This window comes from Fibrobacter sp. UBA4297 (genome assembly GCF_002394865.1).
GTDB lineage: Bacteria > Fibrobacterota > Fibrobacteria > Fibrobacterales > Fibrobacteraceae > Fibrobacter.
The window spans coordinates 310,148-333,186 of the sequence record NZ_DGUZ01000017.1 but is presented as its reverse complement, the minus strand read 5'-3'; the positions used below and the strand labels follow the sequence as shown (position 1 = coordinate 333,186).

The 23,039-nt window shown below is 47.5% G+C and carries 15 protein-coding genes; 5 read left to right on the top strand and 10 right to left on the bottom strand.

Annotated features, from left to right (window positions below; translation table 11 throughout):
- Positions 1-4: 4 nt before the first annotated feature.
- Complete coding sequence (locus tag B3A20_RS09630) at positions 5-664, bottom strand: amino acid ABC transporter permease (protein WP_014547112.1); 660 nt, start codon at positions 662-664, stop codon at positions 5-7.
- Between the two features lie 61 nt (positions 665-725).
- Complete coding sequence (locus B3A20_RS09625) at positions 726-1,517, bottom strand: amino acid ABC transporter substrate-binding protein (RefSeq protein WP_290764063.1); 792 nt, start codon at positions 1,515-1,517, stop codon at positions 726-728.
- Between the two features lie 222 nt (positions 1,518-1,739).
- On the opposite strand from B3A20_RS09625, the gene B3A20_RS09620 reads away from it, so the two are divergent.
- On the top strand, positions 1,740-3,020 hold the full coding sequence (locus B3A20_RS09620; RefSeq protein ID WP_290764060.1) for an ATP-binding protein: 1,281 nt from the start codon (positions 1,740-1,742) through the stop codon (positions 3,018-3,020).
- A 396-nt stretch (positions 3,021-3,416) separates the two neighbouring features.
- On the opposite strand, the gene B3A20_RS09615 is transcribed toward B3A20_RS09620, so the two are convergent.
- From B3A20_RS09615 to B3A20_RS09605, 3 genes are read right to left on the bottom strand one after another with little or no spacing between them, the layout of a single operon-like run.
- Positions 3,417-6,824: a DEAD/DEAH box helicase gene (locus tag B3A20_RS09615; RefSeq protein WP_290764058.1), complete on the bottom strand. Its 3,408-nt coding sequence runs from the start codon at positions 6,822-6,824 to the stop codon at positions 3,417-3,419.
- Complete coding sequence (locus B3A20_RS09610; protein ID WP_290764056.1) at positions 6,824-7,873, bottom strand: Eco57I restriction-modification methylase domain-containing protein; 1,050 nt, start codon at positions 7,871-7,873, stop codon at positions 6,824-6,826. The genes B3A20_RS09615 and B3A20_RS09610 overlap by 1 nt, the downstream gene beginning before the upstream one ends.
- Complete coding sequence (locus B3A20_RS09605; protein WP_290764055.1) at positions 7,870-8,811, bottom strand: hypothetical protein; 942 nt, start codon at positions 8,809-8,811, stop codon at positions 7,870-7,872. The genes B3A20_RS09610 and B3A20_RS09605 overlap by 4 nt, the downstream gene beginning before the upstream one ends.
- A gap of 918 nt (positions 8,812-9,729) precedes the next feature.
- Between B3A20_RS09605 and B3A20_RS09600 the strand changes: the two genes are divergently transcribed.
- Both B3A20_RS09600 and B3A20_RS09595 read left to right on the top strand, forming a co-directional pair.
- Positions 9,730-10,017, top strand: a complete 288-nt coding sequence (locus tag B3A20_RS09600; RefSeq protein ID WP_290764053.1) for a type II toxin-antitoxin system RelB/DinJ family antitoxin — start codon at positions 9,730-9,732, stop codon at positions 10,015-10,017.
- Entirely contained in the window at positions 10,014-10,427 is a 414-nt protein-coding gene (locus B3A20_RS09595) for a putative toxin-antitoxin system toxin component, PIN family (protein WP_290764051.1), read from the top strand. Before B3A20_RS09600 ends, B3A20_RS09595 begins: the two co-directional genes overlap by 4 nt.
- A 91-nt stretch (positions 10,428-10,518) precedes the next feature.
- Here the strand turns inward: B3A20_RS09595 and B3A20_RS09590 are convergent, their stop codons facing one another.
- From B3A20_RS09590 to B3A20_RS09570, 5 genes are all read right to left on the bottom strand, one after another.
- Positions 10,519-11,295, bottom strand: coding sequence for a succinate dehydrogenase/fumarate reductase iron-sulfur subunit (locus tag B3A20_RS09590; protein ID WP_072811006.1), 777 nt, complete (start codon positions 11,293-11,295; stop codon positions 10,519-10,521).
- A complete protein-coding gene (locus B3A20_RS09585) occupies positions 11,295-13,208 on the bottom strand; it encodes a fumarate reductase/succinate dehydrogenase flavoprotein subunit (RefSeq protein WP_290764048.1) in 1,914 nt (637 codons plus the stop codon). The genes B3A20_RS09590 and B3A20_RS09585 overlap by 1 nt, the downstream gene beginning before the upstream one ends.
- Before the next feature lie 11 nt (positions 13,209-13,219).
- Complete coding sequence (locus B3A20_RS09580) at positions 13,220-14,065, bottom strand: succinate dehydrogenase cytochrome b subunit (protein ID WP_290764046.1); 846 nt, start codon at positions 14,063-14,065, stop codon at positions 13,220-13,222.
- Positions 14,066-14,105: 40 nt separating this feature from the next.
- Positions 14,106-14,558, bottom strand: a complete 453-nt coding sequence (ndk, locus tag B3A20_RS09575) for a nucleoside-diphosphate kinase (RefSeq protein WP_290764043.1) — start codon at positions 14,556-14,558, stop codon at positions 14,106-14,108.
- Positions 14,559-14,732: 174 nt separating this feature from the next.
- Entirely contained in the window at positions 14,733-16,814 is a 2,082-nt protein-coding gene (locus B3A20_RS09570; protein ID WP_290764041.1) for a peptidyl-prolyl cis-trans isomerase, read from the bottom strand.
- Between the two features lie 291 nt (positions 16,815-17,105).
- Here B3A20_RS09570 and B3A20_RS09565 point away from each other — a divergent pair, with 291 nt between their 5' ends.
- Complete coding sequence (locus tag B3A20_RS09565; protein ID WP_290764039.1) at positions 17,106-21,047, top strand: hypothetical protein; 3,942 nt, start codon at positions 17,106-17,108, stop codon at positions 21,045-21,047.
- Positions 21,044-22,999 (top strand): BamA/TamA family outer membrane protein, encoded by a 1,956-nt coding sequence (locus B3A20_RS09560; protein WP_290764037.1) that lies wholly within the window; start codon positions 21,044-21,046, stop codon positions 22,997-22,999. Before B3A20_RS09565 ends, B3A20_RS09560 begins: the two co-directional genes overlap by 4 nt.
- Positions 23,000-23,039: the final 40 nt, after the last annotated feature.

Sequence of the window (23,039 nt, the reverse complement as noted above, 5' to 3'; positions counted from 1 at the left end):
CGCCTCACTTATAATAGTTCAACTTACGTTCAACGTAAGCGAACAACACACTCAAAAGAAGATTTGCAATGTAATAGAACACGCCCGCCACAAACAGCGGATAGATGCTTGCGTAAGCGGCCTGCTGCTTTTTCGCGAGAGCAAAAAGTTCCGTCACGGCAATCACCTGCGCCAAAGATGTATCCTTCACAAGCGTAATGACTTCGTTTGCACTTGCAGGCACAACGCGCTTAACGACCTGCGGGAGAATAATACGATAGAACGTCTGACCGCGTGTAAGGCCAAGCATTGCCGCAGCCTCATACTGACCCTTCGGAATTGACTGGATGCCACCACGGAAAATCTCGGCAAAGTATGCCGCATAGTTAATCGAGAACGCAACAATCACAGCCGGGAAACGGTCAAACGAGAACTCCACTCCCGTGTATTCGCTTAAATAGTACGAGCCAAAATAAATCGCCACAATCTGGAGGAGCAGCGGAGTGCCGCGCATGACCGAGATGTAGAACGATACCGGGTAACGCACAATGCGGTAACGGCTCATCTTGAGAACCGCCACAAGCAAGCCAAGCGGAATCGAGAACAGGAGCGTCAGCGCAAAAATGGCGAGCGTCGTGCAGAAGCCGCCCCAGAGAATCGGGAGTAAGGAATTCAAATCAGACATGGATAGTCAATCCTACGCAAGGTTCGCTTCGGCAAGCTCAGCGAACTTGGCTCGCAGATCTTTATTTGCCGAACCACTTCGCAGAGATTTCAGCGAACTTGCCGTCTTTTTTCATTGCAGTGAGGACATTATTCACAGAGTCACGGAGAGCCTGGTCTTTTTTACGGAAACCCACAGCGTAGACTTCGTCGGAAAGGCCTTCCTCGAGCACCGTGTAGTCCTTCGCGTTCGTCACAATCCAGTACTTGGCGACAATTTCGTCGAGGAATACGGCATCGACACCGCCCTTGTCCAAATCCATGAGAGCAGTCTGGTTATCGTCAAACGGGACGATTTCCTTGGCAGCCTTGCCGGCTTCGGAAGCTTCCAAAAGCTTCTGAGCGGTAGAGCCGTTCTGTACAGCGATCTTCTTGCCTGCAAGAGCAGCAAGGTTTGCAAGAGACTTGTCCTTCACCGTGAAAATCATGCGGTTCTTGAGATACGGGTCGCTCAGGTTCATGGCCTTGGCACGTGCAGAGTCAACGCTCATGCCGTTCCAGATGCAGTCAATCTTGCCGGTGTTCAGTTCCTGTTCCTTCGCGTCCCACGAAATCGGCTGCGTCTTGAGCTTCACGCCCAGGCGCGCACAAACTTCAGTAGCGAGGTCGATATCGAAACCCACGATGTTGTTGTCCTTGTCGCGGAAGCCCATCGGCGGGAAAGAATCATCGAGGCCAAGCACGAACACACCTGCCGCCTTGACCTTGTTGAAGGATTCATCGGCAGCAGTCTTCGTTTCAGCCTTCTGGTCGTTACAAGCAGTGAGTATAGCGGCGCAAGCAACAGCCGCAAGCATCGCAAAAATCTTTTTCATCTTGAAGTCCTCTTTTTGATTTACAAGAGAAATATAGAAAAAGGGCCGCATTCCAATGAATGCAGATAATCAAGCAGCCCTTTTATTTAACGCCTGTATGATTCAAAAGCCATTTTCGGCTGTTTTATCACTATTTTAAGTGTGTAAAAATGTAAAAAACATCTGATTTTTAGTGTAGATTTATGTATATTAAAGTAAAAATCAAATGCGGAAAAATGTATTATGAGACGTATAGCCCTTAAAAACCTCCTTGACTGGAAAAATAGCAGCAGCCGTAAGCCGCTCATTTTGAACGGAGCCAGACAGGTCGGAAAAACCTGGCTTTTACGCGAATTTGCCAAAAGTCATTACACAAAAGAAGCCTATATCGTCTGCAGGAAAAACGAACTTGCAAAGCAAATTTTTTCACATGATTTCGACATAAAGCGCATCATAAGGGACTTAAGCGCCCTGAGCAAGGTGGACATCACTCCTGGCGACACCTTGATTATCCTAGACGAGGTTCAGGACATTCCCGAAGCAATAGAGTCTCTCAAATATTTCTATGAACAGGCACCGGAGTACCATATTGCCGTGGCGGGTTCGCTGCTGGGAATATCGCTTCACCAGGGCGTATCCTTCCCTGTCGGGAAAGTTGACGAGCTCAACATTTTCCCTATGGATTTTCGGGAGTTCCTTGACGCCCTCGGCGAAGAACAGATGCTGAATTTGCTAAATGAGCACGACTTTAACGCAATCACGCCACTACACCAGAAATTCATTGATTTACTCCGGCAGTATTACTATGTGGGTGGGATGCCCGAAGCGGTCAAACTGTATGTAGAGACCGGTGCATTGCAAGGAGTCCGCAAAATTCAGAAAAGTATCTTGCACGGGTATGAACAAGATTTTTCAAAGCATGCCCCCAAGGATCAAGTCGAAAAAATCAAGCTTGTCTGGAAAAGTGCTCCTTCGCAACTGTTCAAGGAAAACAAAAAATTCATCTATGGAGCGCTCCGCAAGGGGGCGCGCGCAACTCAATACGAAGAAGCGATAGAATGGCTGACGGATTCCGGATTACTGTACAAAGTTCCCCGTGCTTCAAAGCCCGCCTTACCAATTAACTTATATGAAGAACTAAACGTATTCAAGCTATATGCTCTCGATGTCGGGCTTCTTGGTGCAATGGCAAATACCGATGCCTCGCAGATTTTAATAAAGTGCGACTTGATAGCAGAATATAACGGTGGACTTGCGGAACAGTTTATTCTGCAACAAATGAAGGCCCGGCAAATCGACCCGATTTATTACCATTCAACTGACGATTCCAGGTTGGAAATTGATTTTATGATACAATCAGAAGGAGAACTTTTGCCCATCGAGGTCAAGTCGGGAGAATCCGTGCGCGCAAATTCACTATCCAAACTTTTGCAAAGCAATCCCAAGCTCCATGCCATCCGCTACTCGATGCTTCCGTACAAGGAGCAAGGGCAACTGACAAATGTGCCGATCTATGCAGTATAGCTACTCCGTTTTCGCTTTCACCAAGATCCAAGCCAGTTACACGCATCAACATGCCAACGGCTTGACTATCGCCAACAAACACCTTTTTGAAAAACTCACATGATTTCACCTGTTCGGCTTCTTCCAGAAAATCCTGGTTTGAAGTCAATTCTTCGTAAACGGCCTCAGGTAGCAAAACTTCGCCAAACAGTTTTCCAAGAATATCAAGACGATTGTTTTTTAAGAAAGAAATTATCGGAGTTCCATGACGTTGGCTGCATCCTGTTCAGCTTCATCCCAGCTCTGGTCGATATAGGGAAAACCTTCTCTTCCGTAAAGTTCGATTATCGCAAGTTTTGGTCCCTTTCGGCTTTGAAAGGGACTATTATAACAGATCTTTGGGCGTTCTTGCACGTTTTACTTATACGCCTTCCCCACCCACTCAGCAAGTTTCCCTTCTTTAGCGAGTTCAGCGGTATCCTTCATCTTGAAATTCGGATAAAGCGCTTGAATTTGCGATGCGGTTTTGCCTTCGATTTCGTTGTTGAAGCCGAGAATGTAGTGCATAGCAATCATGTAGATGATTTCGGTAGGAGCAGCACCACAGACTTGATTCTTGACGATATGCTCTAGCCTTTTTGCATCATCGGGGAAGAGTTTCTTCATCTTCTTTGAACGATAAAGGCGCTTGATAATTTCGGTGATATAGAGTCCCGATTTCATGTACAAGTCTGCGAAGGTGTGCTCCGGGTCATCAAAACAGCCCGGAGTTTCCTTTTCGAGCATATCCACCATGTCCTTTACGACTTTTTTCGGTGTAAAGATTTGGTTCGTCTTCTGCGGCGGGATGTAGTCGAATATGTCGCCCTTTACATCTTCCATGAAGTAGTCCGCCAGTTCCGAGCGTTTGCGCATAAATTCCTTCACGGAGTCGTTGAATACGACCGAATCAAAGAGATGACCGTCATAGTGCTTTTTCTTTCCGTCATTTTCGTCGGTGTAATCACCCCCATCGCGAAGGAACTTGAATTCATCAATGGAGATACTAGTCACCTCAAGAAATACATTCCCAGGAATATCCCGTTCAAACGTTTCAAGAGTCATATTTTTCTTTGAATCGTCACCGTAGTATTTTCCGTAGGCCATCAAGAAAGAGGGAATCGTGCGGGCAAATCCACGCAGGTGGTCGCGAACCTTTTCTTCAATATCGTTTTTCTTCTTTTCAATCTTACTTTCTTCTACAGCCTTGACGGTTTCCTCTGTCGCCTTTTTCCAAATGTCCGATGTATCAGAAACAGTCTCCTGGAATTTTTTCTTGGCCGTTTCCATTTCTTTTTTGAATTCGGAATTAATTTGTTTTTCTTCAGCCTTGGAATTGCAATTTTTCAAGGCTTCGTCGCGCTTATGTTCCGCTGTACCGGCTTCTATCTTGAAATCGGCGGCGGCAGAACTGATTTTCTTTTGTCCGTAATTTTGCAGTTTGCGTTCAAATTCCTTGGACTGGGACTTTGTCATGTCTTGGCCAAACTTGACCTTGGCTTCTTCGGCCACATCCTTTACAGAGGCGTCGTAAACAGCGATCAATTCCTTAATGACATTTTCTATTTCCGAAGGCTTGTGGTCTCGCAATAGCCTATTCACGTCTTTTTCAAAATCATTCGATTGTCTTGCGAATACCGGGTCACCGAACTTATCGGCGGCGGTCCCGACCACCTGTTCCGAGGGAACATCGACATTTCCATTCCCATCAAGAGGAAGTTCATTCGCCTGTTCCGGGGTAACAATATTCTTGTCCGCTTCTGCCTTGGTGACAGGATTCACCTTTTTGAGGATGTCGTTTACAATCGAAGGTGCTGCGAATATGCCGCTAATGTTCTGGAAAAGGAAATTACTCATGAATCCGTGATTCACGACTTCCTTGGCGTGGATATGCCTCGGGATGGACAACACCTTTTCGGCATCCAGCTCTATCATTTCGCCATTGTCGTCTTCGCCTACCACAGGGAAGAAGTTCAAGAGTTCCAGAACATGCTTCTTGCGCTTTTCGCTATCGCCTGCACCACCGGCAGTATCCTTGTACTGGTCGTTGGCAATGGTTTCCACGATAGTCAGCGTGCGTGCCGGATCAAAATCGAACACATACGCATTATCTTTGCGATATGTTTTGCCATCCTTATCCAAGAAAAGGCACGGATTTTGAGCACGGAATGCGGCCTGCATATACAGCGCCGGAGAGCGCATGGAGCAAAGCATCAGAACAGCAGTCCATTCGGGAATGGTGACGCCCGTCGTAAGCTGCCCCACCGAAAGGGTAATAGTTTTTTCATTGTTCTTGATAGCTTCGCGGACAGCGGTAATCGCCTTCTGGTTTTCCAGTTCCTCGTCGCCATTACCTACAGCAAGGACAACCGTATATTCCTTGAATACAGGGTGCTGTGTCAAAAGCTTTTTCAAGGCAATGGCAGAATCTACGCGATTCAACAACCAGAACGTATGCTTGAGTTGATTCCTGAGTTCTTCCGTAGAGAACGGATACTTTTTCTGCTCCGTGAGAGCGTCCAAGAACTTTTTCACATCGTCCAAATGTTCAAAATATCCTGAAGCATTCGTCTTGAAGAATTCGTTCAAGTCAAAGTAATATTGCGTTTCTTCGTCATCAATGAGAGTTCCGGCATCGGCCTTCGCTCCCATCATATCGGACATCTGGTAAGTGAACAGATTGAGCTTCGGCAAGTCTTCGTAAGGATTCTCTACACCCTTTTCGGCAAATTCCTTTTTACGCTCCTGTTCGTCAGCGTATGTCCAGTTGAATATCGCTTCTTCGGGGAACTTGTCGGAAGCAAGCATCTTGAACGGGGTGCCCGAAAGGTTCAGCGTAAAACGGCGTTTGATGCGTTCCAGGGCAACATCCGTCTTGTCGGTTTCTACGCCCTCGTGCGCCTCGTCAAGAATCAGCACATCCCAATCAAGTTCAGAAACTTCACGGAGTTTCTCGTAATCGCCACCAAAAGCCTTTGCGCCCTTAAGGTCTTGCAGAGAAATAAACTCTATGCAGCCGAGCCTGTTCTTGCTTACAGCACGAGTAAACTCATCCCTTGTTAAAACATGCTTGTATTTTTGCGGATTCTTTTTGAAAACATCCACCTGGCTTACAAAATAGTAGCCGCCATCCGTTCCGACAAAACGGGCGTAATCATTGTACCAGCTATCGGCAATGGCCGGGCGGTTTGTCAAGATAAGCACATTCTTTGCACCAACACGCTTACAAAAGTCGTATGCGGTGAGCGTCTTTCCGAAGCGGGGCTTTGCATTCCACAGGAATTCGGGAGCCTTGTCCTTTTTCAGGATTTTCACCAGCTTGTGGTTATCGAAATAATCGGCGGTCTTTCTAGCGGCTTCTTCCTGTTCATCACGGAGTTCGTAGATTTCGACGCCTTCCATTTCGGTAAGGATTCCGTGATTTTCCTTAAAATCATTGAAATGATTCTTAGAAGTCTTTGCGTCAGTCTTGAACCACTCCGTTTTCGGTTTCCTTTCGATATCCACCTTGTTTGTCAAGTATTTATGGAAATCGTAATCACGGAAAGGCGTCAAGTCATCTTCGAAAACAGCCCTTCCGCTCCACGCAATGGGGGCTTCGGTGTCGGAGGTATGGGTTTGCTGATGGACGCGTTCCTTAACAGCGTCTTTCAAGTTCTCACCAAAATTGACTTCGGTATCACCGATTTTTATCCACCCGTCATGGGTGCGGTCATTTGGAGTGGTGTATGCGTATATGGCACGGTTAACCGGCCGCATCGTCTTGATTTGGGTAACGTTTGACATTAGACCATCTCCTTGACGTGAGTTTCGATGAAATCCTTTTCATCTTTGGAGAGACCGTATTTCTTGTAGAGTTGCAAGTCTATTTCATGGACGGACTTGGTCCAATCAATGTCAGATTTAGAGGAGAAATCTTGGAGGGGAACGTATTTCCACTTTTCAGGAGTTATAGCTTGAGTTGCTTTTAGTATTCCTAGTTGGAATCTTGCAAACTTCGTTTTCAAATAATTTAATGCATTTGATGCCTCCTTACGTGATTTAAAAGAGCCAACACTTAAAAACGATTCTGTTGCCCCAACGTTTGGTTCTCCAATAACAGGATTACCACATATTCGCGCAGGTATAGGTTTTCCGATTGTTCCTGCAGCACCGTCAGCACCAGCAACAAAAATCTTATATTTATCAACATTACTTGGAGCAACTATATACTCTTTTTTTATAAATTTAAAACACCTATCATTATTCTGCCTACCATAGATAGCAAGCATATCACTTTCAACAGCTTTATCATAAAATACATCTGACAATAAATCAAAAACATTTGATTTCAAATCATAATCATGTCCATCACTAAGAGTTCCCTTTAATTCAGGATATTGCTCATAGAGTTTATCTGAAAAATGGTAGGAATAAGCAGAAACTACAATATTCGACAGCGATTTGAAATCCTCACTTTTGACAACTTTATTCCGAATCGAATTAACTTCTTGAAAAGGAGAAAAAACCTCTATCGGTGTAAAAGTTTTTTTGTGAGAATGATAAGATATCGCTACACCACCTGTTATTGAAGTATTTGGAAACACTTCTCTTGCGTCATTTTTATAATCCAGGATACAGAAATGTTCATCATTCAACATTTTTTTATTCCAGGCTTTTGGAGTACTTCCTGCATTAAATAAAAAACGACCAGGATGAACCAATACAGTCATATCAGCAACTTGATACGATTCATCTATAAAAGTATTATAAATTTGAGGAGCATATCTATCGTTACCCCCTAACGATTCATCTTGATACGGCGGGTTTCCGATTACGGCAAAGAATTTTTTCATTTTCCATTCTCCTTTGATTTTAAAGAGTTGTAGGTCCGGCTGAAGCGTCTTCGCCAGTCAAAAATCAGGCATTCCTCGGTGGCATCGGAGTCGCCGGTTTCGTTTTCCACTTCGAATCCGGGAAGCGTCATTTGTCCGCAATTCTTTTCCTTGATTTGCGGAGTCCTGCCCGTAAGGCCATCCATCTGCCAAAAGTTCCACGCAATAACGTTAGCGGCACTCCGCGCCGTCGTTCTGTCCGGTTTTTCGCCTAATTTCTTTTCCCAATGTTCCGTCCAAGACAAGAACACGTTGATGCGGGCAATCAAGAGGTTGTCCCCCTGGAACTCGTACCCATAACAACTTTCCAAAGAACGCATGGACCATTTCTTGTATTCGTCACCATCCGCATTCTCTTCGACCACGCGGAGTTTACGGTCCAAGAAACCAATGCGATCCTTGACCTCGATAAAATTTCCATCTGTAGGGTTGTAGCGGCTCGTCACGAAGGGCGCTTCGCCGCAGGTGATTTCAAGCCTTGTCTGGTCAACGTATTCTTGCCAGGTTTTTCCGTCGGTAAACTGGATTTTTTTACGGTTTCTGGTCCAAGCCCTATCACCTTCGGTATTGAAAGCTCCCGTATAGCCCAAGTAATCATCGTCCAGGGCGTTGTTCATTTGGTTGCAAATCCACGATGGCGTAAAGACTTCGGCTCGCTTCTTGGTGCGGTCCCTTTGTGCATCAAGGGTCTTGGCGATTCGCGGACGCACAAGCATCAGGCTCCCGCCGGTAATGTCCTTGAATTCTATTTCGCTTTTCGGGGAAATGGCGTCGTATTCGTCCGTGGCCCACAGGATATTCTTGCCCGTGGTCTTGTCCTTTAGCAATATGGGGAGAACGGCTCCTCGATACACGTCAAAGATTTGCCGGACAGGCGTGTCAGCCGCAATGTTTTTCATTCCATTCTCCCGAACTTCAAGCGCAACGTTCTGTTTCGCTCCCGTTCGGGGACTGGATTACGGCGATTTCACAAAAAGAGAATACACGACGCCCTAGGCATACAATACGCCCACGCCAAAACAGGGCGCGTATGCGTCCGGATTTCTGAGTACCCTCTTATTCTTTTGAGTTGAAATTGTCGAGATTCCATGCCAAGAACAAGAGCTGACTCATGGGAATTTCTCTTATTCTGGCATTTTACCGCACAAAAAAGGCGTGGAGTTGAATGTCCTTACAGCATGAGGCTCTCGACAGCCTACCCAAATAAGGTCAAACAACCCACGCCCCATAAAGGCCGATACGCACAAACGGACCGCACAAGGGCGGCCTGCATAGCGAACCGTTGCCGGCACTTGCATGCCGACAGACGTGAGCGTCCGTCTTATTCTCTTGGGTTGAAATTGTCGAGATTTCATGCTGAGAATAAGAGAAACTCTCTATTTTCGATGAATAATATAGTCTTTTTCCACCACAGGCGGATTGGGAAAACGCAAAAATACCCCTAAAAGTAACATTAACTAAAATAGAACCGAACCACGAATCAGGTTTTGTCCCTCCCCACCATACGCAAAAAGGGACGCATCGCTGCGGTCCCTTTTAATGCTTTGAGATCCTATCGGGGCTACGCCCCTCCAGGATGACATAGGGAACAAGACGCCATCTTGCTCCTTTTATGTGAAACATTTTATCTAAAAACACAACATTTTGTTTCACACAACCACACAAATAACGCAAACTTTAGTTAGACAACCTTGAAAATCTTGTGCACAAGTGCAAGATTGACTTGTTTTTTCATCCAGAATATTGTATATTAATACAAGAGTATTACAATCAACTTCAAACGCACTTGTAGATTTCTGCAAAGCAAAGGAGCCATCATGTCAAGTACGCTATTGCAAGTCAGGGTGGACGAAAAGACCCGTTCTGCAGCAGGAAGCATATACGAAAAGCTCGGCATCGACTTGCCGACAGCCGTCCGCATGTTCCTTGCCAGAACCATTCTGGAAAACGGCATACCCTTCAGTATGAAGCTCCGTCCAGCCGCTCCCGCCGATGTTCTCGAAGCCATGAAACAGGCTTCGCAGTCTGCCGCCGATGCAGGAGTTGCAGATATGTCTCTTGATGAAATCAACGACGAAATCGCACAGGTCCGAGCCGGCAAATGAAATGCTACGCAGTCATTGACACGAACGTGCTGGTCTCCGCATTGCTAAAATGGGATTCCATTCCAGGGCAGGTCGTGCAACAAACCTACACCCACGAGATTATTCCCGTTTTCAATGATTCTATCTTACAAGAATACGAAGAAGTGCTCTCCCGTGAAAAATTTCATTTTCCAAAAGAGACTGTCGAATTTTTGCTTTCACGCTTAAAGACAATCGGTGAAAACATGACAACCGTAGAATCGCTTGTTGGCAATTTTCCAGACCCCAAAGACGTCGTATTTTTTGAAGTCACAATGGAAAAGAATAAAACCGATGACGCGTTTCTTGTCACGGGAAACCTGAAGCATTTTCCAAAGCACCCCAAAGTCGTCACTCCAGCAGAAATGCTGCGTATTTTAGACAATATGTAATTCTTTTATTTGTACGCAAAAAGGGCCGCATCGCTGCGGTCCTTTTTTGAAAGGTGATCCCGGAACGGAGTCCGGGATGACATGTCAGGGATTAATCCTTGCCATAAACCTTTTCGGCGTAGGTCACGGTTGCGCCGAGGTATTCGCGGTTCATCTTGGCGATGTAATCGACGGTGATACCCTTCGGGCAGGCGGCCTGGCATTCGTAAAGGTTCGTGCAGTTGCCGAAGCCTTCCTTGTCCATCTGGGCGACCATGGCCAAAACGCGCTTCTTTGCTTCGACCTTGCCCTGCGGCAAGAAGCTGAGGTGAGAAACCTTAGCGGAGACGAAGAGCATAGCAGAGGCGTTCTTACATGCAGCGACGCAAGCACCGCAACCAATGCAAGCGGCAGCGTCGAAGGCGCGGTCGGCATCAGCCTTCGGAACCGGAATCGTGGATGCTTCAGGAGCGGCACCGGTGTTGACGGAAACAAAGCCGCCAGCGGCGATGATGCGGTCGAATGCGGTACGGTCCACAGCGCAGTCACGGATAACCGGAAATGCGGCGGCGCGCCACGGTTCGATCACGATGGTATCGCCATCCTTGAACTTACGCATGTGAAGCTGGCAGGTAGTCGTTGCATGGTCAGGACCGTGCGGCATACCGTTGATGACAAGAGAGCACATGCCACAAATACCTTCGCGGCAGTCGTGGTCGAAAGCGAAGCCTTCCTTGCCCTGCTTCATCTGTTCTTCGTTCACAATGTCGAGCATTTCCAGGAAGGACATGTCCGGAGAAACATCGTTGATCTTGACAGTTTCGAACTGTCCCTTGGTCTTGGCATCCTTCTGACGCCAAATCTTCAAAGTCAAATTCAGTCCGCTCATTATTTGTAGCTCCTAGTAGCAAGGTGGACGTTATCAAAGGTAAGAGGTTCCTTGGAGAGTTCCGGTGTGATACCGTCGCCCTTGTATTCCCAAGCACCGACGTAGCAGAAGTTTTCGTCATCGCGCTTTGCTTCGCCTTCCGGAGTCTGGCTTTCTTCACGGAAGTGGCCACCGCAAGATTCTTTACGATGGAGAGCGTCGAGAGTGAGGACTTCGGCGAATTCGAGGAAGTCAGCAACGCGGCCAGCACGTTCGAGGTTCTGGTTGAAGGAACCTTCGGAGCCGAGCACGTTGACGTTTTCCCAGAATTCCTGGCGGAGTGCCGGAATCTTTTCGAGAGCCGTCTTGAGGCCGGCTTCGTTACGAGCCATGCCAACGTATTCCCACATGATGTTACCGAGTTCACGATGGATATCGTTAACAGTGCGGTGACCCTTGATGGAGAGGAGCTTGTGGATGCGTTCTTCGGTCTGCTTCTTGCAGTCTTCGAAGGCAGCATCGGATTCAGAGACCTTTTCGAGCTTGGTGCCCGCGAAGTAGCCGCCGATGGTGAACGGAATGACGAAGTAACCGTCGGAGAGGCCCTGCATAAGAGCAGAAGCGCCGAGACGGTTTGCACCGTGGTCGGAGAAGTTTGCTTCACCAAGAACGAAGCAGCCCGGGATGGTGGACATCAAATCATAGTCAACCCAGAGGCCACCCATGGTGTAGTGGATAGCCGGGAAGATGCGCATCGGGACCTTGTACGGGTCTTCGTCTGTGATCTTTTCGTACATCTGGAAGAGGTTGCCGTACTTGGCAGAGACACCTGCAACGCCCATACGCTGGATAGCGTCGGCGAAGTCGAGGTACACTGCCTGCTTGGTGTTACCCACGCCGAGACCTGCATCGCAGACCTGCTTGGCGTTACGGGATGCCACGTCACGCGGCACCAGGTTACCGAAGCTCGGGTACTTTTCTTCGAGGTAGTAGTAACGTTCTTCTTCCGGGATCTGGTCCGGAGAACGGGTATCGCCAGCCTTGCGCGGAACCCAAATACGACCGTCGTTACGGAGGGATTCACTCATCAAGGTGAGCTTGGACTGAAGGTCGCCATGGCGCGGAATGCAGGTCGGGTGGATCTGCGTGTAGCACGGGTTTGCAAAGAGAGCGCCGCGCTTATAAGCACGGAATGCGGCCGTGACGTTGGAGCCCTGAGCGTTCGTGGAGAGGTAGTAGACGTTACCATAACCACCAGTGCAAAGGCAGACAGCGTCTGCAACGTGGCTTTCGAGTTCGCCAGTGATGAGGTTACGAACGATGATACCGCGAGCCTTGCCGTCGATCACGACGAGGTCCATCATTTCGCGACGCGGGAACATCTTCACCTTACCGGCGGCAACCTGGCGCATGAGAGCCTGGTATGCACCGAGGAGGAGCTGCTGACCCGTCTGACCACGTGCGTAGAACGTACGGGAAACCTGCGTACCACCGAAAGAGCGGTTGTCCAAAAGGCCACCGTATTCACGACCGAACGGAACGCCCTGAGCGACGCACTGGTCAATAATCAAGTTGGAGTTTTCTGCCAAGCGGTGCACGTTGGCTTCGCGAGCGCGGAAGTCACCACCCTTAACGGTATCGTAGAACAAACGATAAACGGAGTCGCCATCGTTCTTGTAGTTCTTAGCAGCGTTGATACCGCCCTGTGCAGCAATGGAATGGGCACGGCGCGGGCTATCCTGGATGCAGAAAGACTTGACATTGTAACCAAGTTCACCGAGGGATGCGGCAGCAGATGCACCTGCAAGGCCAGTACCCACGACGATCACTGTGAACTTACGCTTGTTAGCCGGGTTCACGAGCTTGAGTTCGAACTTGTGCTTGGTCCACTTTTCTTCGATGGAACCACCGGGGATTTTAGAATCAAGAATCATTAGTGGGCTCCTTACTTTTCAATATTGAAAGAAACTTGTACTTCGCCAACAGACGGAATGACGAAAGCAGCCTTGTTGGCATTTGCCTTCTGCTGTTCGTACTGCTGCTGGAGGCTACGGGACTTTTCGATAAGAGCCTGGGTTTCAGGCTGGTTAGCGAGGTAGTAAGAGGCAACAGCGGTGATGCCGAAGCCAAGTGCCACGACGACGCTATAAACGATACCGGCGATATCGATAATCGGGGTCCACTTCTGGTGAGCGATACCCATCGTCTGGAATGCAGAGGAGATGGCGTGGAAGAGGTGCATACCGATGACGAACATGCTAACAACATAGAAAGCAGCCCAACCCGGATTTGCAAACATCTGGATCGTGGTGAGCCACATGTCGCGGATGATTTCGCCCTTGTCGTTCATGTAGAGGTAGTGTTCACCGAACTTGAGCATCATGAGGTGCTGGATGAGGAAGCCGAGAATGAAAAGCCCTGACCAGATCATGGTGAAAGTTGCGAAAGTCTTCTTGCCCTTGCGTGCATTGACTTCGTATTCAATTCCGCCACGAGCCTTCTTGTTTTCAATCTTCAGCTTGATAGCAAGGAAGATGTGAATGGCAAAGGCAGCCACGAGTACCAGTTCGACGAGGTAAATCATCTTCACCGGGAAGTGGAGCGGGTTGAATCCGGTCAGGAATTCGGTATAAGCGTTGTAGGACGCCTGTGCCGCAGCCTGGTCGAAGTTCAAGAGCTGGAAGTTGCCACACATGTGGCCAAAGATGAACAGAGCCAGAAAGGCGCCTGTGCATCCCATGATCTGCTTCTTACCAATGGACGAGGTAAGATACTTGATGATCCATTGCATTTGAGTCTACTCCTTAGAAGGATGGTTTTATTGTTAAAAATTAGAGGACGCAGCAGGCCTTGAGAGAAGGCATTTCGTAAGCGTAGCGTTCTTCCTTCTTGAACCAGAAGTCGAGTTCGCGTTCTGCAGAAGCCGGACTATCGGAGCTGTGAACGACGTTTTCGGTCATGGAAGGAGCAAAATCGTAGCGGAGGGTACCCGGTTCCGCCTTGGCAGGATTGGTAGCACCGTTAATGGCGCGGACCTTTGCAATTGCGTTTTCGCCACCGAGAGCAAGCATCACGGACGGGCCCTTGGTCATGTAGGCTTCGAGTTCCGGGAAGAACGGCTTCTCGACGTGTTCAGCGTAGAAACCGCGAGCATCTTCGGAGGTCATCTGGTGCATCTTGACGGCGCAGACAGAGAGACCGGCACTGATGTAGCGATCGATAATACGACCAATCAAGCCAGACTTAACAGCATTCGGCTTGATCATTGCAAATGTCATTTCCATAGTAGTACCTTTTAAGTTAAAGATGTGAGAAATATAGATTATTAGTTGGCAGATCTTAGCCCGCTTCGCTCTTAGAACTTAGTTTTTTCCCTTTAGAGAGAAGAGATAGTTCTAAGTTCCCACCTAAGTGCTAAAGCACTAAGTGGCCAAAGGTAAGTTCTAAGTTCTAAGCCGCTACTCTTCGGCTTCGATTTTCTTCATCAAATCATCGGCGAGTTTGCCGCCACTCTTGATGTTCTGGACAAGCCAATCGACAGATTCAGTGAGGTCGCTCTTCGGGTAGAGCTTTTTGAATTCTTCAAAGACCTTGAGCGCTTCATCATTCTTGTGCAGGTTCTCGTTCAGGATGAAGCCGCGGCTGAACATCGCCTTTTCAGCATCCGGGGAGTCCGGCCACGTGCGGTAGAAAGCCCTGTATTCGCGCTGGGCCTTGTCGTAATCTTCCTTGTCGCTATAGACATGGGCTAGTTCGAACGTGGCCTTTTTTGCGACAGAATCAATGTCGGCATAGCGGTCACGGATTCCAGACCATGCAAGGTATGCTTTTTCAAGATCCTTAGCCTGCGTATAGAAGGAATCAGCCGATCTCATGGCAAGCTCCACAGACCATTCCTGCGGCAAGAGCGTAATGTTGTCTGCAAAAAGATCCACCTTTGCGGTACCCCATGAGGTAACGACTTCTTTGTCCCAGCGGCCCGAACGGAATATCAAATAAGCTTGTTCGAACACATGAGCCTTTGCCTGTTCGTAGGTTTCCGGCAAGAAGTCTTCTTCGGCATAGTAGTACGTTCTCTTCATGATGTTTTCAGGAATTTCAAACCAGTCGCTCAGCTCAGAACGGGACTCTTCGTAAGACAATGTCGGGTGCGCCGGATTTCCCATGCGTGCATAGAGAGCCTTCAGGGAATCTTCAGGAACGACGATATGGTTGAGGACTTTCGACCTATAGAGCTTGATGACATAATCCACATCGCTCTGGCGCTTCAAAGCGCGGTATTCCCAAGAATGGTCGAGACCCAATTCGCGAGCTTCAGAAGCAAAAGCAAGCTGGAGCGCAAGAGCCTTCACCACCTGGTCGTGCGTCCTGCGGGAACGGATCATCATCGGATTGTCCTCGTACGCAAGCAGGACATCCTTTTCACGGATTGCAGGTTCGCCATTCTTTGTCACCAGGACATAAGAAGAATCGAGTTCATAATTTGCAGTCGTGGCAAGGTCGCGCTCAATGGCCTTGCGGACACGGTCGAACGGCTTCAACTCTCCATCAACAGCCGAGACGCGGAAGAATACGTGGTAACGGCCCGTTGACTGAGAAGCGATAACCGGCGAAACAGCGCCATCCGGCAGGCTATACAGCAATTCGAACATCTTGGGAACAAAGCCAATGCCATACGGAAGCGGGTGTCCAAAAACGACCTTACCGACAAAGCCCATAGCGGCCTTCGTATCCTTGTTTTCGCTGTACTTGGAAGCAATTTTCTTGAACGCCTTGAGGTCGATTTTCTTGCCTTTGAATCGCTTGGCAAGCTTTGCAGAATCCGCAGATTCCACATGGTAGACGACATATCCACCCGGCGTCATGTACAAGTTCTTGTGCTTTTCGTAATATGCCTCAGGAGTGGGCATCTGAATTTCGGTTTCCTGAATATTGTACTTTTTCAGGAGGGCCGGGCCCATTTCGCGAACAATCCGTTGGCGATGGTCCGAAACGAAACGTTCCTTGACGTCGTAAGTGATTTTGACATCACCAGTGGAATCATCCAGACTTCTGTGCTTGTAAGCATAGGATTTTAGGGAATCGTAATTGGACTCGATATACTTGGCATCGGCCACCTTGTCTCGAAGATTCATGTAGGAAAGCGAATCGGCAAACTGGTCGCGGTGCTTATCGTAATAGAAGGCAAGTTCATCATCGCTGTACATCAGGCGGTCCATCGCATAGAGACGCTGATAGACGAACGTGAGGAGGTAATTTTCCAAGGCGACATTGTGGGCCGCAAGTTCGTCCTTCAGTTCAGGATTCTTCTGAAGAGCGACCGTATAAAGCGCTTTGCGGCTGAACAAGGAGCTAGAAGCCTTCCTCATCTGTTCTGTGTTCGGGACAATGTTTCCCACACGCATCATGAAAGCGTAGTCTTCCTTGAAAATGGGTTCACCATTCACCCTTGCAACGAGAGTATCCTTATCTCCGATAGAATTACACCCTGTAAAAACGAGGGTACAGAAAGAGAAAACCGCAAGCAAAGCTTTTTTCATAATGTCCTCATGATTGTGTGAGCGTGAATATAATAAAATTTTATAGTTAATAGTTACTGGTTATTGGTTATTGGTCATTAGTTATTAGTTACTAGAGATTCTAAAAGTGAAGTTTTGGGAACTTGGGAAATAAAGCATTGTCGACCATTGACTAATGACCATTGACTAGCGACTAGCAACAAATTACTTTATTCTAAATAAATAATAATTTACAGTTCTATATACGTTCAAGCGTAAGTTCCACGTAAGCATACATTTAATAAACACCAACATTATCTATATTAGGGGCACTTGAAAAGCTTACTTTCAATCTTTTTTATAAAGGCAGCCTTAACGACGGCTGTCGTAGGCGCTGTAGCTCTCGGCGTCTGGTATGTTCATTTTGCCATCGAGGAACTGCTTTCTACCCCGCATACATTCGGTAATGTAACAATCACCCCTTACGGACACCGTCAAAACAACCTCCTGGAGCACTTCTACGATTCCATCAAGGTTGAGCAGGGGCTATCGACTTATATGGTTCGCGGTCCACATCTCGATGTCACTCCGTTTGGCGAAAAGCGTGGAATTTTGCTAGAAGCAAACGAGGTCTCGGCAAATTTCGTGCCGGACACAACAGCCAAGCAGATAACCAAGGACACGTCCAAAACTACAGGGCCAATTGAATTCCCTGACAAAATAAGGATTCCGTTCCCTGTAAAGTTCAACCTGGGCAAACTGGACTTTACCATGGGTGACATGGGCTGGAAAGCACAAAACATTCATCTCGAAAATGTAGGCCAAAAGAACGTCACGCTTAGCGCCGATAGCATCGAGGGTTCCTACATCAAGGATGCGGCCTCATTAAAGCTCGATATTGACTTCGAAGACAAGAACCTTATCGCAAACGGAAAGATAGCAACCTCCAACGACTACATCGTTCTGAACGCGTCCGCCCCGAAAAAAGACCTCACGCAGCTCAAGGCATCAACAAACGTGAACGTCAAGGAACCGCTCAACTGGGTTCCGATGAAACTTTCAAAGGCAATCCCGACCATAAGCAACTTAAACATCAACGGAAACGTTTCAACATCGCTCACCAAAAAAACGCTACAGTACAACTTTACGCTAAAGACTCATATCGGCGAATACTGGCCGTTCTTGCCTCTAGACGCTGTAATCAAAGTCAACGGGACGCCAAAGCAAACAATCATCGAAAGTTCGTTCAAGAACAACGAAGGTGGCTCAATCGCCCTAGACGGCGTTATCAACGACAAGCTGGACTTTGACTTTTCGGGTGAAATTGCAAACATGAGCGCCATGTACGGCCCGCAAATGATGCCGATGGACATGGATATCCAGTCCATTACCAAAACCGGCAACGACATCGACGCATCCATCGAGACTCGCGAAGGCTCAGTCGTCAGGGCTCACGTAAAGACCAAGGACAGTCTCAAGGTTTTCTTTGCGGCCAATATTTCAGCGATGGAACCTTGGGCGCTGGACTGGGTACGAGGCAATGTTGAAATCGGTCGCAATCCAAAAATCATTGGTTCCTTCCAAAACAACAAACTGCGCGCATTCGTAAAAGTTGATTCCATCATCAACGCATACCATTTCAAGGCAGATTCGCTCCGAATGCAGTTAGTCCTTGACCTCGGACGTAAATACATTGATTTTCCGAAAGCGACCATCTATACCCCGAACGAAGAACTGTTCATTTCAGGCGATGTCGACTACCACGAACCGACGCTTCACACCTCATGGCGCCTAAAGCAAAAGAACGGAGGTTCAGCCGAAACAGTCGTACACGTTGGCGACTCGCTTCTCGTTTGGGCGCAGGCGGATCACGCCGAGATTTCGACCATCCCGTTCTCGGATATCGTGCTAAGCGACAAGCTGAAGGGAACCGTAACCGGCACAATAGACTATAACCTAGATTCCAGAGTCGGCGCCGCAGAACTGGACATCGATGGTAACGTTGAACCATTCATCCTCCACGGTCACACCAAGATTAGAGAAATTGGCGATACCGTAATTGTTGATACGGCCGTATTTACGCACAACAGTAACAAAGTCGCCATGGCGGCATCTTTTGTTTTACCAAACGATTCAAACCCGGATTACAAGCCAACAGCCATGCTGCCCATTCAAATTTTGCATGCATGGGCATCGGCTCAGGACTTCAACCTGCCGATTCTCCTGGAACCGCTCGGCGACACGACGCTAGCTTCGGGCAGTTTCAATGGCGACATTACGTTTGAAGAAGATGCAGGCCTGCTTGGAAATATCGAATTCAAAGACCTGAGTTTCACAAACATTCCTCCAGAGCTGTACAACCTCAAGCAACTTAACGTTTCGGCAAAGAAAAACAAGGTTGAACTGCTCACCAACTTCGACATTATGAACGGCGTCTGGACCGGTAATGCAAACGTTGTCGTAGAAGACATTTTCGATTCCACAAGACAAGTATCCCTTACCTACCAGAGTCCGAATGGCGGTTTCATCAAAAGCAACGGAACAATAAACAACGACCTCGACTTCGCAGGTAAAATCAAGTTCGGCGGAACATGGCTCATTCCAGAGACCCGAGCCGAAATCGAACAGACCGACTTGACCATTGATGTACAAGCGGCACTCCACGAAGGCCTAAAGGGCATCAATGCTCAAATCCGATCAGACTCCACAAACGTCAAGTATTCTACGCTCCCGATGAATTTCCCAATTCACATCCGTGGGGAACTCAAGGACGGCATACTCGAAATGAACGAGATTTCGACGCAGAACGAAATCGGCGACATGCTGTTTGCCACCTTGCTCTATGACTTGCAAACATTGCAGCTTGAAGCAATTGACATCAGTACCGAAAAATATACCCTTGAAACAGACAACCACACAGTCACCTTGCGAGGTGTCACAAGCCATCTAGAAGATTCCGAAGAGCAGATGTCACTCGTTGCAAACATTCCGCTAATCCAGTACAAGTTCGATGACGAGACATTCGGTACAGCAAACCTAACTGGGAAAAGCGATATCACATTTAATATTCCGCACACGAAGGACGGACAAATCAAGAACAAGAATGTTAGCGGAAACTTTATCATAGACAAGCTCGTCTACAGAAAAGATTTGGATATCGAAATCACGCCAAGTTCTCTAGACAAAATTTTATCGCTACTCAACAATGCTATAGCCAACTTGCGTAACAAAGAAAAGACCGAAGCCAAGATTTCTGTTTCAACTCCAATTGACTTGTCGTTCCACATCAGCGACTCCCAAAGCGATTCTGTTGAAATTATCACGCCGTTTGCCGCGTTCCCGCTAACGCTTGACATTTGGGTCCTTGGCACAACGACAAGACCAATTTTACGCGGTGACGTCACCAATGCAGACAACGGATTCATCGGCGTCAAAGACCTTTATGAATTTGACCTCAATACGTTCAGCATTTCCTGGAACGATGTTCCGTGGCAGCACGGCATCATAGATGTTTCCAGTATGCAAGAGCTCCCCTACTGTACGGAATCTAGCGATAATGAAAAAGAGACTTGTCCTATCAACCTTGATATACAAGGAACCATTACAAACCCACAACCCAACCCGAGTTCAAACTGCGGGACAGAATCTACAGCGGCAGACACGTACCGCAATATATTCCTTGGTTGCGTAGCTACGGAATCTGACGGTTCAACAGACTGGAACAAGCTTGCAGGCAGGGCTATCGGCAAGTTCATTTCATCAACGGCAAACAAGACCCTGGGCGGCGACTACATTGGCGATATCGACATGAAGGTGATGTTGTTCGACAACTCCGGTAACGACAAGGACTCTTCGTACGTCAAGATTCCGATTTCTCTTGATCGCTGGGTCAAGAACTTGAGCTTAATCTTTGGTTATACACAAGACCAAAGCACATCCCCGACATACGACCAGGCGCAACAGTTTGGCGCTACATATACACTTCCTGTATTCCAGGACAAGGAATCTTCACACAAGAACCATTTCTCGCCATCACTCTCGTTAAACGGCCTACTCACAGCAAAGCAATATCATACAAACTCTGGTACAGAAAGCAATAGCGCAAACCGCGTTGAAAAAAACATCAGCGTGAACTATACGTACAAGTTCTGGAACCCCTGCATTCTGGGCATTGGGCACTGCGAAACGGTTCGCCCGCCAAAAGCGATGCGACAGCCAAACGATGAATCGGCAAGCGACTCTACAGCAACCAAATCTACGGAGACTGCAAAATGATTCTACTGATTTGCGCACTGTTAATTTTTTCAACATTTACGTTTGCTGATGACGACGATAAGAATCCGTGGTCCGTTTCTATCAGCGGGAACAAGATTTTCTCAAAATTCCAGCTAAACGAACAGCTCGACATTCCAGATGAATTTGGGCAGCTTGACACCATCAAGCAGGACTTTTTGATGCGCCTTTCTTCGGAAAATGTGCGCGCCTTGTACTATTCACGCGGTTATTTCAGCCTTGACCTAAAAATGGAAATCCGCCGCGAGCCCTTGTCAAATGGTCGCTTACAGCGAGATTACTACATCACAGTCAGCGAAGGCGTCTGCTATCGATTCAACGATGCCAAAATCATTTCTACAGGCGACGAGCAAATACCTATAGACTTGGGGTCGCTTAAAATTACCAAGCACCAACTTTACAACCAGGAAGACATTTCCGAAGATCTCCAGGAAATCCAGAAAGCCTACCGCAAGCAAGGCAACCTGCACGTTTACCTGTCTTCAGAAGAGCACATCGATACGACGGCAAAACAAATCAATGTCATCATCAACGTAAACCCTGGCCCTAAAGTTCTGATGGGCGACATCCACACAACGACTCAACGTGTGATGAACAAGAACGAAAACAAGACCGCCCCGGAACAAGGACTTACGGATACAAAATGGCTATCGTCACTTTGGCGCATTCCCAAGGGCGAAATCATTGACGGTAACCAGTATTTCAACTTTAAGAACAAGCTCTATTCTACACAATTGTTTACGCAAGTCAAGTTAAACGATGAATTGCGCGAAGACGGCCTCTCGGACGTGCATTTGGATGTTATCGAGCGTGTTCCGGGCGAAGCTCGTTACGGATTTTTCTTTGAAGAAATGTACGGTTTCGGCGCCATGGCGTATGCAGACCACAAAAACTTCTTTGGAAAGTTCAATGAATTTTCGACAAGTTTTCAGATTGCGCAGCACAAACAAGAAATCACACTCGGTTACGCAAACCCGCTCTTGTTCGGAACGGCATTCACATTCATCCCGACAGCAATCCGCTTTGTGGACCGTCTTTCGTTCAACCACGAAAAAATCCACCCGCCTGCATATCCCGACAGCGTTGAAGAACGATACGAAGTCATTAACCGAGGCGACTTGACCTTCGGAATTACAAACAACATCAAATTCCGTAGTACAATTGATACGCGTTACGTGAACAAAAATGAAGACAAGCTCTTCAAGCTCAAGGGCGAAATCGGACTTACCTTTGACTATACCGACGACTATTTTAACCCGACAAAAGGATTTCGCTTTTTGCCGACGGTCGGTCTAGGAACAAACTTTATTCAAAAGGTCCACAAGGAAGACGAGATTTACGACTTGTCACAATACGAAGACGGACACATTTACACATACGGCGAGGGTACCGTCAACATTTATGTTCCACTGTTCTGGACTTTCTACGGAGCGCTCAGTGGAAGTATCGGTAGTTTCTTCAACAAGGCGATTGAAGACGATGCTCGCGTATTTTATCAGGGCGGTTCGCGTTCCGTACGCGGTTTTGACTTTCGAAGCATTTACGCAGGCTACTCCTCCGAAGTTCCGACAAAAATTACAACAAAGCAAGACGATGGTTCTGTAGTCACCAAGGACACCACCAAGGAAGTAATCTATACGGCACTGACGCCAATGTACTACCGCATCAACGAAGAACTCCGTTGGACACTTCCATGGAAATCCCTGAGGGCTTGGCAAATCGTACAATTCTGCGACTGGGCACTCGTCAAAGACGTCAAGGACGATATTTACAAGCGCAAGCAAGACGGAAGCCTCGGCCTCGGCATTCGTTACCATTGGCAATTCCTAACATTCCGCCTGGACTACGCCTTCAAAAAGGGACTTACAAACTGGCACAAGTCAGAAGGCTTCGCATGGAAACGATTCGACTTTGACTTGTCACAAGCGTTTTAATTAATTAGGAAGTCTGAATTAGGAATTAAGAATTGTCTTC

Excerpts from the sequence above, each read along its gene's own strand:
- B3A20_RS09630 (WP_014547112.1), bottom strand. The coding sequence starts at position 664 with ATGTCTGATTTGAATTCCTTACTCCCGATTCTCTGGGGCGGCTTCTGC.
- B3A20_RS09625 (WP_290764063.1), bottom strand. The coding sequence starts at position 1,517 with ATGAAAAAGATTTTTGCGATGCTTGCGGCTGTTGCTTGCGCCGCTATA.
- B3A20_RS09620 (WP_290764060.1), top strand. The coding sequence starts at position 1,740 with ATGAGACGTATAGCCCTTAAAAACCTCCTTGACTGGAAAAATAGCAGC.
- B3A20_RS09615 (WP_290764058.1), bottom strand. The coding sequence starts at position 6,824 with ATGTCAAACGTTACCCAAATCAAGACGATGCGGCCGGTTAACCGTGCC.
- B3A20_RS09610 (WP_290764056.1), bottom strand. The coding sequence starts at position 7,873 with ATGAAAAAATTCTTTGCCGTAATCGGAAACCCGCCGTATCAAGATGAA.
- B3A20_RS09605 (WP_290764055.1), bottom strand. The coding sequence starts at position 8,811 with ATGAAAAACATTGCGGCTGACACGCCTGTCCGGCAAATCTTTGACGTG.
- B3A20_RS09600 (WP_290764053.1), top strand. The coding sequence starts at position 9,730 with ATGTCAAGTACGCTATTGCAAGTCAGGGTGGACGAAAAGACCCGTTCT.
- B3A20_RS09595 (WP_290764051.1), top strand. The coding sequence starts at position 10,014 with ATGAAATGCTACGCAGTCATTGACACGAACGTGCTGGTCTCCGCATTG.
- B3A20_RS09590 (WP_072811006.1), bottom strand. The coding sequence starts at position 11,295 with ATGAGCGGACTGAATTTGACTTTGAAGATTTGGCGTCAGAAGGATGCC.
- B3A20_RS09585 (WP_290764048.1), bottom strand. The coding sequence starts at position 13,208 with ATGATTCTTGATTCTAAAATCCCCGGTGGTTCCATCGAAGAAAAGTGG.
- B3A20_RS09580 (WP_290764046.1), bottom strand. The coding sequence starts at position 14,065 with ATGCAATGGATCATCAAGTATCTTACCTCGTCCATTGGTAAGAAGCAG.
- ndk (WP_290764043.1), bottom strand. The coding sequence starts at position 14,558 with ATGGAAATGACATTTGCAATGATCAAGCCGAATGCTGTTAAGTCTGGC.
- B3A20_RS09570 (WP_290764041.1), bottom strand. The coding sequence starts at position 16,814 with ATGAAAAAAGCTTTGCTTGCGGTTTTCTCTTTCTGTACCCTCGTTTTT.
- B3A20_RS09560 (WP_290764037.1), top strand. The coding sequence starts at position 21,044 with ATGATTCTACTGATTTGCGCACTGTTAATTTTTTCAACATTTACGTTT.